Source organism: Streptomyces sp. NPDC101393 (assembly GCF_044767385.1).
GTDB lineage: Bacteria > Actinomycetota > Actinomycetes > Streptomycetales > Streptomycetaceae > Streptomyces.
Genome location: NZ_JBIWNU010000011.1, coordinates 183,459 through 198,742, shown reverse-complemented (window position 1 = coordinate 198,742; position 15,284 = coordinate 183,459). Strand labels below are relative to the sequence as shown.

General features: G+C 71.8%; 12 protein-coding genes. 4 read left to right on the top strand and 8 right to left on the bottom strand.

Annotated elements, in window-relative coordinates; translation table 11 throughout:
* Positions 1 to 42 precede the first annotated feature (42 nt).
* The gene (locus ACIRQ7_RS31475) at positions 43 to 1,044 is read right to left on the bottom strand and encodes an SMP-30/gluconolactonase/LRE family protein (protein WP_404266017.1); all 1,002 of its coding nucleotides are present in this window, start codon (positions 1,042 to 1,044) and stop codon (positions 43 to 45) included.
* Between the two features lie 160 nt (positions 1,045 to 1,204).
* Between ACIRQ7_RS31475 and ACIRQ7_RS31470 the strand changes: the two genes are divergently transcribed.
* Positions 1,205 to 1,648 carry a MarR family winged helix-turn-helix transcriptional regulator gene (locus ACIRQ7_RS31470; protein ID WP_404266016.1) on the top strand — a complete coding sequence of 148 codons (444 nt, stop codon included), beginning with the start codon at positions 1,205 to 1,207 and terminating at the stop codon, positions 1,646 to 1,648.
* A gap of 253 nt (positions 1,649 to 1,901) precedes the next feature.
* On the opposite strand, the gene ACIRQ7_RS31465 is transcribed toward ACIRQ7_RS31470, so the two are convergent.
* The 3 genes from ACIRQ7_RS31465 to ACIRQ7_RS31455 form a co-directional block, all read right to left on the bottom strand.
* Positions 1,902 to 3,029 carry an NADH:flavin oxidoreductase gene (locus tag ACIRQ7_RS31465; protein ID WP_404266015.1) on the bottom strand — a complete coding sequence of 376 codons (1,128 nt, stop codon included), beginning with the start codon at positions 3,027 to 3,029 and terminating at the stop codon, positions 1,902 to 1,904.
* Positions 3,030 to 3,415: 386 nt separating this feature from the next.
* Entirely contained in the window at positions 3,416 to 5,482 is a 2,067-nt protein-coding gene (locus ACIRQ7_RS31460) for a SpoIIE family protein phosphatase (protein WP_404266014.1), read from the bottom strand.
* A gap of 260 nt (positions 5,483 to 5,742) precedes the next feature.
* Positions 5,743 to 7,143, bottom strand: coding sequence for a DUF2252 domain-containing protein (locus ACIRQ7_RS31455; protein ID WP_404266013.1), 1,401 nt, complete (start codon positions 7,141 to 7,143; stop codon positions 5,743 to 5,745).
* Between the two features lie 588 nt (positions 7,144 to 7,731).
* Here ACIRQ7_RS31455 and ACIRQ7_RS31450 point away from each other — a divergent pair.
* Entirely contained in the window at positions 7,732 to 8,358 is a 627-nt protein-coding gene (locus ACIRQ7_RS31450; protein ID WP_404266012.1) for a dihydrofolate reductase family protein, read from the top strand.
* A 176-nt stretch (positions 8,359 to 8,534) separates the two neighbouring features.
* Complete coding sequence (locus ACIRQ7_RS31445) at positions 8,535 to 9,869, top strand: cytochrome P450 (RefSeq protein ID WP_404266011.1); 1,335 nt, start codon at positions 8,535 to 8,537, stop codon at positions 9,867 to 9,869.
* Positions 9,870 to 9,950: 81 nt separating this feature from the next.
* Here the strand turns inward: ACIRQ7_RS31445 and ACIRQ7_RS31440 are convergent, their stop codons facing one another.
* The gene (locus tag ACIRQ7_RS31440) at positions 9,951 to 10,589 is read right to left on the bottom strand and encodes a response regulator (RefSeq protein WP_404266119.1); all 639 of its coding nucleotides are present in this window, start codon (positions 10,587 to 10,589) and stop codon (positions 9,951 to 9,953) included.
* A gap of 8 nt (positions 10,590 to 10,597) precedes the next feature.
* Positions 10,598 to 11,812, bottom strand: coding sequence for a sensor histidine kinase (locus ACIRQ7_RS31435; RefSeq protein WP_404266010.1), 1,215 nt, complete (start codon positions 11,810 to 11,812; stop codon positions 10,598 to 10,600).
* A gap of 177 nt (positions 11,813 to 11,989) precedes the next feature.
* Here ACIRQ7_RS31435 and ACIRQ7_RS31430 point away from each other — a divergent pair, with 177 nt between their 5' ends.
* Positions 11,990 to 12,409, top strand: a complete 420-nt coding sequence (locus ACIRQ7_RS31430) for a hypothetical protein (protein WP_404266009.1) — start codon at positions 11,990 to 11,992, stop codon at positions 12,407 to 12,409.
* A gap of 53 nt (positions 12,410 to 12,462) precedes the next feature.
* Here ACIRQ7_RS31430 and ACIRQ7_RS31425 read toward each other — a convergent pair whose 3' ends face one another.
* Together ACIRQ7_RS31425 and lysA are read right to left on the bottom strand one after the other, a co-directional pair.
* Complete coding sequence (locus ACIRQ7_RS31425; RefSeq protein ID WP_404266008.1) at positions 12,463 to 13,914, bottom strand: APC family permease; 1,452 nt, start codon at positions 13,912 to 13,914, stop codon at positions 12,463 to 12,465.
* 50 nt (positions 13,915 to 13,964) lie between these two features.
* Positions 13,965 to 15,248 (bottom strand): diaminopimelate decarboxylase, encoded by a 1,284-nt coding sequence (gene lysA, locus ACIRQ7_RS31420; protein WP_404266007.1) that lies wholly within the window; start codon positions 15,246 to 15,248, stop codon positions 13,965 to 13,967.
* Between the last annotated feature and the right edge of the window lie 36 nt (positions 15,249 to 15,284).

Here is a 15,284-nt window from a genome sequence, read left to right as displayed (position 1 = left end):
GTACACGTACCGCGTGCACGGACAGCCGCTTTCCGTCAGGCGTCAGATGCCGTCCACCGCCGCGATGGTGAACGGCGTTTCGGGGGTGCCGGGGCCCATGGGACCGCCCTTGTCGAACTGGGAGCGGACCACCAGGGTGCGGCCGCCCTGGCGTACGAGCGTCGTGGGGACCTGGAGGGACGGGTCGGTCACCTCGCGGGTCATCCGGGCGGTGGTCCTGTCGGGGGACAGGCGCCAACGGCTGACCGCGTTGCGGGTGTTGTGCGCCGCCCGGAGGATGCCGTGGCGCAGGTCGAGACCGTCGGCGAGGAGCATGCTGCCGCCGTGGAGGGTGACCCGGCGGATTCCGCCGGAGGCGAGGTCCAGGCGGAACAGGTCGCCGGCCGTCGAGTCGACCGTCAGAAGGTAGCGGCCCGAGGGGTCGGCGACGATGCCGTTCAGGGTGTACGCGTCGGGGGCGTGCGGGGTGAGGGCGCCGGAGAGGTCGTAGCGGGTGGTGAGCGTGCCGAGCCCGCTGCCCGCCGAGGCGTGGTCCAGCTCGTCCCGGGTGACGCGGTAGACCACGGCTCTTCTGCTGTCGGTGAGGTAGGCGCTGCCGTCGGGGGCGATCGTGAGGTCGTTGACGAAGGACGGGGCGTCGCCCGCGACGTCGAAGCGGGCGAGGAGGGTGCGCCGGTGGAGGTCGTAGACGGCGACACCGGCGCTGGAGTCGGTCACCCACAAGCGCCCGGCGCGGTCGACCTTCAGGCCGTTGGCGGTGGCCCGGCCGTCCGCGCCGGCCGGCAGGAAGGTTGTGGCACTCCGTTGACCAGGGGTGATGCGGTAGACGGCGCCGGTCGCGAAGGACCCGACATAGAGATCTCCGGTCCGCGGGTCCCGTGCGATGCCCTCCGGGTAGGCGCGGTGGTCCGGCAGGTCGTGGACCGCGTGGACGGGGCTGCGCGGGGCGGGAGCGGTGCCCGGGTCGGCCTGGGCCGCGTCGGCTGACGGGAGCGTGGCGGCGAGGGCGAGGGCCGCGAGGGCCAGGGGGAGCGTGCGGGGCATGGGGTGTCTCTCTCGGTCGGCTCGGCGAGCGGTCGAGTCGAAAGAGTAGTTAGAGTTCTAATGTCCGGCAAGACATTAATGAGGATGTAGGTGTTGTCTTCGAGAAGGGGGCTAACGGTGGCCAGGGTTCTTGGCCGGGTACGGCCGATACCATGCGGAGATGACGTCGATGCCCGCCGCCGAGCGTCTCGGCTCGCACATCAAGCGCGCCGAGAAGGCGCTCAACGCGACCAAGCACGCGGTGCTCAAGCCGGCCGGATTGACCGTCCCGCAGTACGCCGCGCTGCTGGTCCTCGCGGAGCGGCCGGGCATCTCGGCCGCCGGGCTCGCCAGGGCGTGCGCGGTGACGCCGCCGACCATGAACACCGTGCTGAAGAACCTTCAGGAACGCGGACTGATCGAGCGCACCCCGCATCAGTGGCACCGGAATGTGCTGGAGACCAGCCTCACCGAGGAGGGCAAGGCGGTCATGGCCGATGCGGACGCCCGCGCCGTACGCGTCGAGCGCGCCCTCGCTGCCGAATTCACCGCGGAGGAGCGGGAATCACTCACCGGCCTGCTCGGGCGCTGCGTCGACCTGCTGGAAGCGGTCAGGCCGGACTAGCGCGGGGTGCCGACGGGCTCCGAGCCTGACTGGGGGGTCGGTCCGGCCGGGTTGATGCACGAGGGCACGGAGACGGCGCGCTGAGAGGATCCCGCTCCGCCCGCCCCGCTCCGCCCGCCCCGCTCCGCCCGCCCCGCTCCGCCGGGCCCGACGCCGAGGTGCCCGACCGTGAGACGAAACGGCCGGGCACCCGGGGCTGCGGCACCGCGGGGGCTTGCTCCGGGGGGGGCGGCCCGTCAGCGTTTGCCGGAGGTCAGCGCAGCGTCTTCTGCGCCGCCGCGTCGTACGGCTTGAGCTCATCGAAGCGGCCCCCCAGCACCTTCGCCGCCCACTCCGGGTCCTGGAGCAGCGCGCGGCCGACGGCGACCATGTCGAACTCGTCGCGCTCCAGGCGGTCCAGGAGGTCGTCGATGTTCTGCACCGGGGCGCCCTCGCCCAGGAAACCGCGGATGAAGTCACCGTCGAGGCCGACCGAGCCGACGGTGATGGTGGGTCGGCCGGTGAGCTTCTTGGTCCAGCCCGCCAGGTTCAGGTCCGAGCCCTCGAACTCCGGGATCCAGTAACGGCGGGTGGAGGCGTGGAAGGCGTCGACGCCGGCCGCGGCGAGCGGGTTCAGGATCGCCTCCAGCTCCTCCGGGGACTCGGCGAGCCGCGCGTCGTAGGCCTCCTGCTTCCACTGCGAGTAGCGGAAGACCACCGGGAAGTCGGGCGAGACCCTCTCGCGGACCGCGGCCACGATCTCTGCCGCGAACTTCGTACGGGCCACACGGTCGCCGCCGTAGGCGTCGGTTCGGTGGTTCGTCCCGGCCCACAGGAACTGGTCGACGAGGTAGCCGTGCGCGCCGTGCAGTTCGACGCCGTCGAAACCGATGCGTTCGGCGGCCGCGGCGGCCTCGGCGAAGGCGCCGATCACGTCGTCCAGGTCACGCCGGCTCATCGCCGTGCCGGCGTTCGGGGTGCCGTCGACGCGGATGCCGGAGGGGCCCATGGCGGGGGCGTCGGCGTAGGGCGGGTCGCCCGCGTTGCGCACCATGCCGATATGCCACAGCTGCGGCATGATCGTGCCGCCCGCCTCGTGCACGGCGTCGGCGACCTTCGCCCACCCGGCCAGCTGCTCCTCGCCGTGGAACCGCGGCACCCGGTCACTCTGCCCGGCCGAATCGTGGCCTACGTAGGTCCCTTCGGTGATGATCAGGCCCACACCCGCGGCGGCGCGGCGGGCGTAATACGCGCGCACGTCCTCACCGGGAATGCCGCCCGGGGAGAACATGCGCGTCATCGGCGCCATCGCGATGCGGTTCGGGACGGTCAGGCCGTTCAGCGGGACGGGCCGGGACAGGATCTCGGCCGCGCGGGAGGCGGAGGAGGCGGTGACGTTCACGGAGGGCTCCTGGTGACTACCGGAAGGTATGTGCAAAGTGCAATGAGTACGTAGGGGCACAACCGTCCCTGCGGTTACCGCATTCCGCTCGCCCGGCATGCCGCCCTGTGGTCCCGGTCACGTGGCCGGAGTCGGCACTCCCGCAGACCGGCAGTCGTCGAGCCCTGCGCAGGGCGCACCTGTCGCACGCATGGCGGGCCGCGCTCTCGGGCGGCTGCGGCGCGCTCTTCGTGGGCCGGCCCCGCGATGGCCTGACTGCCTGTCGAGGTGACCAATGCCCGCTGGTCGTGCGGCAGTTGGCGCATGGCATCGTCTTGGCGGGCGCGCTGCCGACCACCGGATGCCGGCTGCCGGTCACCCACCACCGACCACCGGGCTACCGGCGGTCACGACCGAAGGCGGTGGACCCGGGCGAGGAGGAGCACGGTGTCGTCGGCCGGGGAGCTCGGCACGAGGCGTTCGAGGATCTGGTCCGCGGCGTCCTCCAACGAGTGCGGGACGTGGCCCAGTTCCGAACGGAGCGCCTGGAGGCCCTCGTCGATGTCGCGGCCGCGTGCCTCGATGAGGCCGTCGGTGTACAGCACGAGCGTGGCGCCGTCGGGCAGCTGGGCCTCGATGGTCCGGAACGGTGAGCCGCCGACGCCGAGCGGGACCCCCAGCACCTCGTCGATGACATCGGTCCGGCCGTCCGGCCCCAGGACGAGAGGCGGCGGATGGCCGGCGCTGGCCATCCTGGCGCGTCCGGTGGCGGGGTCGTAGCGGATGTAGAGGCAGGTGGCGAGTTCGATGCCCGCCTCCTGGGCGCACAGGTCGAGTTCGGCCACCAGCTCGTCCGGTTCCTGGTGGTGCCGGGCCAGCGCCTTGGCGGTGATCCGCAGCCTGCCCATCGACGCGGCGGCGGAGACGCCGTGCCCCATGACATCGCCGACGACCAGGCCGACGTGGTTGCCGGGCAGCGCGATCACGTCGTACCAGTCACCGCCGACGTCCGTGACCCGGCCGCCGGGCAGATAGCGGTGCGCGACGTGCAGATACGGGGTGGTCCCCAGCGAGCTGGGCAGCAGCGCCCGCTGAAGGGTGAGCGCGATATTTCTCTCCCGGCTGTAGAGGCGCGCGTTGTCCAGGCACAGCGCTGCCCGGGAGGCGAGTTCGCCTGCCAGGCCGAGGTCCTGCTCGTTGAAGGTCGCTCGGGCCGTCGACCGGCCGAAGATGGCGATGCCCTGGACCGTTCCCCGGGCGATGAGCGGGGCGAGCAGAAGGCAGGCCACATCGCTCTCGGCCATCACGCGGGCCCGGTGTTCGTCCATGATCGTGCGGGCCATGAATTCCTGGTTCACCGGCACGGCGATCGGGCGGCCGGTGCGCAGCATCTGGTGGATGGCGGAGCCCGGTGGATAGTGCACGACGTCCAGGCCGCTCACCAGTTCCGTCGCGGGGGCGGGCAGGACGGTGCCGGAGGCGATCCGGCGCGTGATCACCGGGAGCGCCGGGTCGAACGCTTCCCCCTCGTCCAGCCAGTCCACCAGCTCCACGGCCGCTCCGTCCGCGAAATCCGGAACGGAGGCGTCGACCAGTTCCTGTGCCGTGGTCTGCAGGTCCAAGGTGGTGCCGATCCGGGCGGAGGCCCGGTCCAGCAGCGCCAGCCGCTGACGGGTGGCGGTCGCCTCCACGATCGCCTGCTCCCGGTCGGTCACATCCACCAGCAGTCCGCCCACTCCCTGGAGAGTGCCGACCGCCCCGGTGAGCGGGAAGAAGCTCACGGACAGCACCAGGTCCCGGTCCGGGTGGCCGAGGGTGCGCATGCCCACCCGCACCCCGACCACGGTCCGCCCCTCGGCGACGACGGTGCGCAGCATGCGCTCGTATTCACCGCCCTCCGAGGTGACCATGATCTCGGTGAGGCGCCGGCCGAGGTGTTCCTCGATGGGGAGCCCGTTCATGTCCGCGAGGGCCTGATTGAGGTGGAGGTAGCGCAGATCCTCGTCGAGGATGACCAGGCCGATGGGGCAGGTCGCGAAGAGCGCGTCGAGGAAGGCGAGGTTGGTCTTCACCCGGTCCAGTTCGTCGCCGCGGCTGGCCAGCACCATGACGACCGAACGCTCTTCTACGCCGGCCACCGGGAAGACCCGGAACCCGCAGTCGAAGTCCGTCCCGTCCCGGTGCCGGGCGAGCAGGCGACCGCGCCAGTACCCCTGGGCCCGTCCCCGCGCGGCCATACGGGAGCAGGCGCCGGTCTCGTCGTCGGAGGAGTCGGCGAAGAGTACGGCGCCGGGCTTCGCCAGCACATCCGTGGCCTGGTGGCCGAAGAGGTCGTACGCGCCGGGGCCCCAGTAGCAGATCCGGTCCTCGTCATCGATGCCGAATACGGCGACGGGCACGTGTTCCAGCAGGGAGCCGGGCTCCGACCGGAGCGCACTACCGGTATCCGCGTCACTCGGCCGATCTGCTGGCACCGTTCCTCCGCCCGCAGCGCATCGTGGCTGGTCCGCCCTCCGGACGGCAGAGCGGGTCTTTTCATTCTGCGCTTGTCGCGCATCCGCAACACTTCGGCGGCCGACCGGCGCCGGTGCCGGGTGGCGGCTCCGGGGGCCCACGGCATCACGTCACCCGAATGGCTCGGGCCTGTGGCGGGCCCTTCGCGTCCGTCGCTCCACCGCCCGCCGGGTGCGGTGCTCTGCGGGCGTCCGGTGCGCGCCTCGCGTCGCGCGGGGAATCAGGCGGCCTCGGCGGAGACCCGGCCGGCGTCCACGGCGTCGGCGAGGGCCTGGTGATCGCGTTCGTTCTGGTCGGCGTAGCGTTCGGCGAAGACGGCGAGCGCGCGGTCGAAGACATCGCCGCCGCCGAGGTAGGCGGCGATCTCGATGCGGTCTCCGGAGCGGGCGTGCGCGCGGGCAAGAGTGGCGCCGCAGAGTTCACCGAAGACGCGCATGCCCCGCGGCTCCATGAGCTGGGGTTCGGCGATGCCTTTCCAGTCCCGCAACTGACGGACGTAGAAGTCGCGTTGACGTCCGTCCAGGCCGGTGACGCGCTCCCATCCCAGGAAGATGTCGCTCGCGGCCTGCATCAGGCGCTGGCCGGAGACGACCCGTTCGCCCTGGTTGTCGTAGGCGCTGAGCCCGACGTACTGGGCCAGCACCGACTGGTCGGCCTCCTTGGCCTGCAGCAGCAGCGGATCCTGGTCGTCCCTGCCCAGCAGGAGGATGATCCAGCAGCGCGTGCCGACACTGCCCACGCCGACGACCTTGCGAGCCATGTCGACGATCCGGTACTGCTGAAGCAGATGGCGGCGGTCCGACTGCAGGCTGTGACTGTAGCGCTCGATCAGTTCGCGCAGCTGGCCCTCCACGGCGTCACGCTCGACGCCCGGGAGCAGATCCTGGAGCGGCACGATCAACGGTGGGTCGGCGGCGATCCTGCGCCGGCCGTCGAACACCCCCGTGAGCTTCTCGAAGGCCTGGAGACCGTCGCGGGTACGGGCTTTCGCCATGGCTTGCTGGGTCCGTTTGCGGCCCCGCGCGCCCAGCTTCTCGTCCGCGAGGGCCTGCAGCTGCTCCCTGTCGGCCTGGGTGTACCAGACGGCGAGGTTGCCGAGGCCGGCGAAGCGGCGCATCTCCTCGCGGTACGACCGGACGGTGGCGCGGACGACGGAGGATCGCTCGGCGTCCGTGTAGCCGTTCTCGCGTCCGGCGATGGCCAGGCTGGCGGCCAGCCTCTTGACGTCCCACTCCCACGGGCCCGGCAGGGTCTCGTCGAAGTCGTTGATGTCGAAGACCAGTTTCCGCTCGGGCGAGGCGAGCAGCCGAAAATTCAGCAGGTGCGCATCCCCGCACACCTGCGTGGTCATTCCTGTGCGGGGAGTGCCGGACAGGTCGGCGGCCATGAGGGCGGCGGCGCCTCGGTAGAAGCGGAAAGGGGACTCCAGCATCCGGCCGTAGCGGATGGGCACGAGGCCCGGCAGCCGGGCGGCCGACTGCGCCTCGATGATGTCCACGGGGTCCGGCCGGGTCGCCGAGGGCCGGTATTCCGCGTGGGAGGAGCGCGGCGCCTGCGCTCGCGCGGCCCTTCCCCGCGCGGCCCGTTCCTCCGGAGTGCTCCCGCCGGCCTGGTCGGGCATGACGCCACCTCCTGGGCGGAACCCCCGCTGGACCGCCTGGTCCCGTACCGGGCACTGCCCGGCTCTTTCACGGTTCCACACTCTCTTCCGGGGGGCACTTCGGGCACTTCCCGAGCCGGATAGCTGCCTGGTGGAAGGGCTCTCCGCGTGCACCGCCGTGTGGGGCGGTGCGGCCCGCCGGCCGTCAGATCTCGACCGTCGGGTAGGTCTCCACGCAAACTTGCCGTGTATGTCGCATGACCACGTCGCGTTCGCGTGGTCAACGCAGCGGTCACGTGGTCTACGTGCCGGGAGTACAGACCGGCCGGACGACGGAACTCATCGATTCCGGAGAGGCGCTCTGGTTGCCGTCTGCCGTCTGCCGTCTGCCGTCCGTCGTCCGCCGTTTGCCGGGAGGGCGGCAGCGGCCGATGAGTTTCTCCATGATCCGCAGTCTGAGATCACGTGGGGTGAGCCGCAGCCATGACCGCGGCCCCCTGTACGCACCGATCGAAGAAGTGACCGTGACGAGGACGGGCCGGGCCGGCCACGAGGGGGCCAGGCTGATCGTGCCCGTACGGTCGTGTGTCACCAGTGGACAGGAGCGCCATGAGAATCGTCGTCATCAACCACGTCACCCTGGACGGCGTCATGCAGGGACCCGGCCGCTCCGATGAGGACACCCGTGACGGGTTCACCCACGGGGGCTGGGCGGCTGAACGGGGCGGCGACGAAGCCGTCACGAGGGCATGGGGGCAGCGACTGTCCGCCAGTAGCGGGTATCTCCTGGGCCGCCGCACCTACCAGGACGTTCTGGGCCACTGGAACACCCAGGACAGCCCGTTCCGAGATGCCCTCAACAACGCCCCCAAGTACGTCGCCTCCCACACGCTCACCGAGCCGCTGCCGTGGCCCCACTCCACCCTGATCGGCGGCGACGTCCCCGCGGCCGTCGCCGAACTCAAGAAGGCTCCGGGGAACGACCTGCACATCATGGGCAGCGGCGCGTTGATCCGGTCCCTCTCCCCGCTCGGCCTCATCGACGCCTACCTGCTGTGCCTCCACCCGGTCGTCCTGGGGTCCGGACGCCGCCTCTTCGCCGACGGCTTCAGCCCCACCGATTTCGATGCCGCCGACGTGACCACCACGGCCTCCGGCGTCATCATCGCCGAATACCGGCCGCGCCCTGCGACCGGAACCGGAACCGGAACCGGAACCGGAGTTGGCGTCGGCTGATAGCGATCGGCGGCCGGCGTACCGGAAGCAGTCCGGGGCGGGGTGGCGGGATCGGGGTCATGCCCTGGCAGCGGCTGAGCCTAGGCGGACTGTCACCAGCTGTGTCCGCTCCCGTACAGTCCGTGGTATCAGCCCTCCGCCGCGGCCCAGCCCAGCGGTTGACCAGGAGAAGACACATGGACACCGAAGCCGGTCTCGACTCCCTTCCGTACGTTCCGGGAACGAGGCGTCCCGTCCCCGAAGCCGAGCCCGGACTCGTGGAACGGTGGAGTGCCGGGGGAGGGGAGCTCGTCGAGCTGCTGTCCCAAGTGCGCGAACGGGTAGGCGGCGTCGCCGCGTTCCGGCTCGGACCGGCCCGCACCGTTCTCGTCACCCACCCCCAGGCGGTCCAGCACGTCCTGGCCCGGCACCCGGAGCGGTACGTCAAGCGCTCCCACCGCGCCCGCGTGCTGATCGGCGACGGCGTCCTCGCCGCCACCGGCGCGGAGTGGAAGCAGCAGCGACGCTTGCTGCAGTCCCAGTTCACCGGCACCGGCATGCGCCGCTACGAACAGCGGATCACCGAGGCTGCCCGGACCACCGCCGGGCGCTGGGCCGGGTACGCCCGTACCGGCGAGGTCATCGATGTCGGGCGGGAGATGCGCCGCTTCGCCCTGGACGCCATCTGGCGCTCCCTTACCGGGCACCCCCTCGATGACGGGACCGAGCGCGAACTCGGCGCCGTGGCAGCCGTGACGGCCGCCCTTCCGACTCTGCCCGCCGATGTCAGCGATGCCCAGGACGCGGTGGCCGCCGATCTCGCCCGGATCGATACGGTCGCCCTGCACGCCATCGAGGCCGCCCGCAGCGGCACGGCCGGCCCCGACGGTCCCGGCCTGCTGCACGTCCTGATCGACGCCGCCACCGAGCGCCCCGAGTACACCGACCGGCTGATCCGCGATGAGCTGGTCACCTTCCTCGTGGCCGGGCACGAAACCACCGCCACCACCCTGACCTGGCTCTACCTGCTCCTCGACCGGCACCCCGCCGCCCGCGGACAAGCACTCGCCGCCGGCGCCGAAGGAACGGCCGACCGCCGCCAGGCCCTCCAGGCTCTGATCCACGAGACGCTCAGGCTCTACCCCTCCGCCTGGATCCTGCCCCGCCACGCCACCGAGGGCGACACCCTTGCCGGCTACGCCGTCGAGGCGGGTACCGACATCCTGGTCTGCCCGTACCTCACCCACCGCGATCCCGAACTGTGGCCGGAACCGGAGCACTTCGACCCCCGGCGCTTCCTCGCCGCGGACGGCCGCCCCACCCAACCGGGCGCCTACTTCCCTTTCGGTATCGGCCCCCGCGCCTGCCTCGGCCTGCAATTCGCGCTCCGCGAAGCGACCGTCCTGCTCGAACACCTGCTGCCCGCCCACAGCCTGGCCTTCTCCTCCACCCCCACGAAGGCGGTGTACGGCATCACCGTCCGCCCCGACGGCCCCACGCCCGCGACCTTGGCGCCGCCGGTCACCACCTGAAGCGGGCAACGCCGGTGACGGCCGGGAGGACGGGCCGCGCGTAGGCGGCGAAAGGAGGAGAGGGCCCAGCCGGCGACCGCTCTAGCTGCCCACTCCCAAGAAGTGCAGTACCGCCAGCACCCGCCGGTGGTCCGCATCCGCCCTCGGCAGGTCGAGTTTGGCCAGGATGTTGTTGATGTGCTTGGCGACCGCGCTGTCACTCACCACCAGTTGTGCGGCGATGCCCGCGTTGGAGCGGCCCTCGGCCATCAGGGCCAGCACCTCGCGCTCGCGTCCGGTGAGCCGTTCGAGGGGATCGCTCGACCGCCGCACCAGCAGCTGGGCGACCACCTGCGGGTCCAGCGCCGTGCCGCCGGCGGCCACCCGCCGCAGCGCCTCGATGAACTCCTCGACATCCGCGACCCGTTGTTTGAGGAGGTAGCCCACGCCGCTCGTGTTGGTGGCGAGCAGGTCGGCCGCGTACCGCTCCTCCACGTACTGCGAGAGCAGCAACACCGCTGTGCCGGGCCACTGTTGGCGGATCGACAGCGCTGCCCGCACCCCTTCGTCCGTGAATCCGGGCGGCATCCGGACGTCCACCACCGCGATGTCCGGACGGTGCTCCTCGACCGCCGTCAGCAGTCCCTGCGCGTCCCCTGCCTCGGCCGCCACCTCGAACCCGGCCATCTCCAGCACCTTGACCAGTCCGATCCGCAGCAGGACGGAGTCCTCGGCGATCACGGCGCGTCTCACATCGGGCACGGCAGCTCCACGCTCATCATGGTCGGGCCCCCCGCGGGGCTGCTCATCCGGAAGGTTCCGTCCACCGACCGCACCCGCTGGGCGAGACCCGTCAGGCCGCTTCCCCGCGACGGGTCGGCTCCGCCCCCACCGTCGTCGGCGACCACCACCCGAAGTATCCCGCCCAGGCGCGTGACCGTCACATCGGCCCGGGTCGCCTCCCTCGCGTGCTTGGCGACATTCGTCAGCGCCTCCGAGATGACGAAGTAGGCGACGGCCTCGACTGCCGGCTCGGCCCGCCCCGGCAGGTCGACGCGTAGTCGGACGGGCAGTGGGGAGCGGGCCGCGAGCCCCGACAGTGCGGCGTCCAGGCCGAGTTCGTCCAGGACCGCCGGATGGAGCCCGCGTACGAGGCTGCTCAGCTCGTCGATCGCGTCCTTCGCCTCGCGGTGCGCCGCCTCGATGACCTTCCGCGCCTCCGGCGGCAGATCCGTCAGCGTCGCCTTGGCCAGGCCCAGGTTCAGCGCGAGGGACACCAGGCGCTGCTGCGCTCCGTCGTGCAGATTCCTTTCGATACGCCGCCGTTCGGCGTCCGCCGCGTCCACCGCGCCGGCCCGGCTCTCCGTGAGGTCCTCGACCCGCCGTGCCAGCTCGTCGGACCGGCTGACGCCCAGCACCGCCCGCCCGACCAGGATCTCCCACCGTACGAGCCCCGCGGCCAGTACCGGAAACGCGGCCAGCATCGCGAGCCCCAGCGCGGTGAGGTAGGTGGCCTGGGTGGTGTAGCCGGGGTGCTCGATGCGCCACTGGGCCGGCACCAGCCAGACCCACACCAGCACCGACGCCGCCGCGAGTCCCGCCGACAGCAGGGCCAGCAGCAGGAGTTCCAGCAGTCCGAGCAGCGGCCCGACCAGCACGTGGTAGCCGAACTGCCGCTTGGCCTGCGCGAAGCGCAGCCGCGGCAGATCCACCCCGCACAGCGCCCGGAACCGCCGGCGCTGGGCCTCGGTCAGCGCGTATCCCGCTATGCCCAGCAGGACTGCCGGGGCTATGAGGATCACCGGGGCGTCGGACGAGGTCCCCGCCACGGTCCTGCTCACCAGGATCACGATCCACCAGAGCAGCAGCGGCGTGAGGAGGTGCAGCGGCACCCCGGTGGCGAGGAAGCCGGTGTCGCGTCGGAGTCGCCCGAGAGCGCGGTGGAGCCGGGGCGGAATGGTCATGATCAAAAGATAGAGGGCGGCATCGGACGCGGGCCATGAAGCCAGTGTCCGGAACGAGGGTGTAGCTGGTGCCACCCCAAGTCGGCAAAGGACGTTACTGACGGGAAGCGCCCGGAACCGGAGTGTTGATCGGGAGCCCGACGGACGGGTTCGCGACAGCCGAAAGAGGCATCCTCCGTGACATCCACCGCTATCAACTCCCCTTGCCGGCAGAGCCGTTACGTCTCGCACGGGACGGCTGTGGGGCGCCGGTACGGACGCGTCCTGGCGGGCGCGGGCCTCGCCCTGCTGCCGTGGCTCGGCTACCTCGCGGGCACCCTCCCACCCGAGGAGGCGGCGGCCTGGGTGGCCCTGGACGCCTTGGAGGCCGCCTGCCTCCTGACGGCAGGTACCCGCCTGCTGCGCGGCGACCCCCGTCACCGCGCCCCGGCGGCCGCCGCGGCCCTCCTTCTCGTCACCGACGCCTGCATCGACATGGCCACCGCAGCCCCGGGCGCGGAACTGGCAGGTGCCCTCGCCATGGCGATCGGCGCGGAATTCCCGCTGGCGGCGCTGTGCACGGTCCTCGCCGCCCGGTCGACCGGAACCACCCGGTGAAGTCGCCCTCCGCCCGGCCGTATCGGCGCGCTCGGCCGACGGCGACCGCGCGGCTACGGCGAACTGGTCGTGCGCGACGGGGCATCCGGGGCCGTGGGGGCCGTCGGGGCGGGAGTCTCGAGCTGTGAGTGCTTGCGGCTGTAGAGCAGGTAGACGGCCAGTGCCAGGGCCAGCCAGGCGGCGAACAGCAGGAACGTGAGCCGCGACAGACCGGTGATCAGGTAGACGCACGCGGCGAGGGACAGCAGCGGCACCACCGGGTAGCCCGGGACGCGGAAGCCGCGCTCCAGGTCCGGTGCGGTCCGGCGGAGGATCAGTACGCCGAGCGAGACCACGGCGAAGGCGACCAGAGTGCCCATGCTGGTGAGGTCCGTGAGCACGTCCAGCGGGACCACCGCGGCCAGCGTCGCGACGAACACGCTCACCACCACCGTGGTGAACACAGGGGTGCCGTTGCGCGGGTTCACCCGGGCGAAGACGGAGGGGAGCATCCCGTCCCGGCTCATGGTGTAGAGGATGCGGCTCTGCCCGTAGAGCACCACCAGGGTGACGCTGACGATGGAGATCACCGCGCCCACGGAGAGCACCAACGCCGGCCAGCCCGCGTGGGTGACCTCCGCGAGGATCGAGGACAGGCCCGCGTCCTGGCCGCGGAACCTGGTCCAGGGCTGGGCGCCGACGCCGATCAGGGCGACCGCGACGTAGATCGCGGTGACCACGCACAGGGCACCGATGATGGCCATCGGCAGGGTGCGGCGCGGATTGCGGACCTCCTCGCCGGCGGTGGACACCGCGTCCAGGCCGATGAAGGAGAAGAAGATGGTGGAGGCGGCCGTGCCGATCCCGGCGGCGCCCATCGGGGCGAACGGATGCAGGTGGGCGGAGTGGAAGCCGGTGGCCCCCACCGCCACGAACAGCACCAGCACGGCCAGCTTGAGCAGCACCATCACCGTGTTGACCAGAGCGGACTCCTTCGCTCCGCGGACCAGTAGCAGGCAGCACAGCCCGACCAGGACCGCGCTCGGCAGGTTGACGTAGCCGCCGCTGCCCGGTGGAGCGGAGATCGTGGCGGGCATCGCGAAGCCGAACAGCCGCTGGGTGAGATCATTGAGGTACTGCCCCCAGCTGACCGCGATGGCGGAGCCGGAGACCGCGTACTCCAGCAGCAGACACCAGCCGACCGCCCACGCCGCGAACTCGCCCAGGGTGGCGTAGGCGTAGGAGTAGGACGAGCCGGACACCGGCACGGCGGACGCGAGTTCGGCGTAGCACAGGGCGGTGAGCCCGGCGGTGACCGCGGCGATCAGGAAGGACAGCACCACCCCGGGCCCGGCCTCGGGAACCGCCGCGCTCAGCGCGAAGAAGATGCCGGTGCCGATGGTGCCGCCGACCCCGATCATGGTGAGCTGGAACGGCCCGATGGTGCGGTGCAAGCCGCTCCCCGAGGGCGCGGATATCGGCCGGCGGCGGAGCAACTGCCGGCGCAGCGTCGACTGAGGGGGCATCAAGACCTCTATCCGGGTGAGGGGGAAGGGAGCGAGAGGGAGGGGCCCGGTCAGGGCAGGTCGCGGCGGCGAAGGTCGTCGTACGTTTCACGGCGGACCACCGCGCGGGCCTCGCCGTCGCGGACGAAGACCACCGGCGGGCGCAGCGCGCCGTTGTAGTTGTTGCTGAGGGAGAAGGTGTACGCGCCGGTGACGGGCACGGCGACCAGGTCGCCCGGCCGCGGGTCGCGCAGCGGTACCGCCGTGCTGAGCACATCGCCGGACTCGCAGTGCCGGCCGACCAGATGGTGCGGGGTGCCGCCGCCGAACCGCGTGGCCACGGTGGCCTCGAAGCGCTGCTGGTAGAGCGAGACCTCCAAGTTGTCGCCCATGCCGCCGTCCACCGCGGCGAAGACCGGCTCGCCCTGCTTGACCGTCACCACCCGGTAGAGCGACACCCCGGACTCGGCGACCAGGGACCGGCCGGGCTCGATGACGATCTCCGCGTCGCCCGGCAGCATCCGGCGGGCCGCGCCCACCAGGGTGTCCAGGTACTCCTCGATGCTCGGCGGACGGTCGTCGTAGGTGTAGCGGGCGCCGAGGCCGCCGCCCAGGTCGTACACCGCGAACGAGCCGAGTCCGGCCGCCGCTTCCACAGCCCGGCCGAACGGCTCGGCGTCCAGGATCTGCGAACCGATGTGGACGTGAACCCCCTCCAGCCGAAGGCGGTCACTGCCGCGCAGCCGGGCGATCGCCTCCTTGGCCTGCGGGACGGTCAGGCCGAACTTGGACCCCTCCTGGCCGGTGGAGACGGCCGCGTGGGTGTCCGGACGGATCCCGGGGGTGACCCGGACCAGAACTGCCTGCTCGCCCCCCGCACCGCGCACCTCGGGGACGATGCGCTCCAGCCGGTCGATGTCGTCGAAGTTGTCGACCACGATCAGCCCGGCACCGGCCCGTACCGCCATCCGCAGCTCGGCCTCGGTCTTCGCGTTTCCGTGCAGCACGAGGGACGCCGGGTCCGCGCCCCCGGCCAGGGCCAGGGTCAGCTCGCCGGCGCTCGCGACGTCGATGCTCAGGCCCTCCTCCACCAGCAGCCGGTAGACCGCCGTGCAGGGGAAGGCCTTGGAGGCGAACGCCACCCGCGAGTTCGGCCAGCGTGCCGCGAGGCCGTCCGCGTACCGCCGGGCCCGAGCCCGCAGCGACACCTCGTCGACGAGCAGCGCCGGGGTGCCGAAGCGCTCGGCCAGCTCGCCGACCGGGCAGCCTCCGACCACCAGGCCTCCGTCGGCGTCAACGGAGCTGCCCGGCGGAAAGAGCCCGAGCAGCTCCTGCGGCGTGGCCTGGACGGTCATCGGTGCTCCCTGCGCTGCGGTGGTACTCCGGCCTGG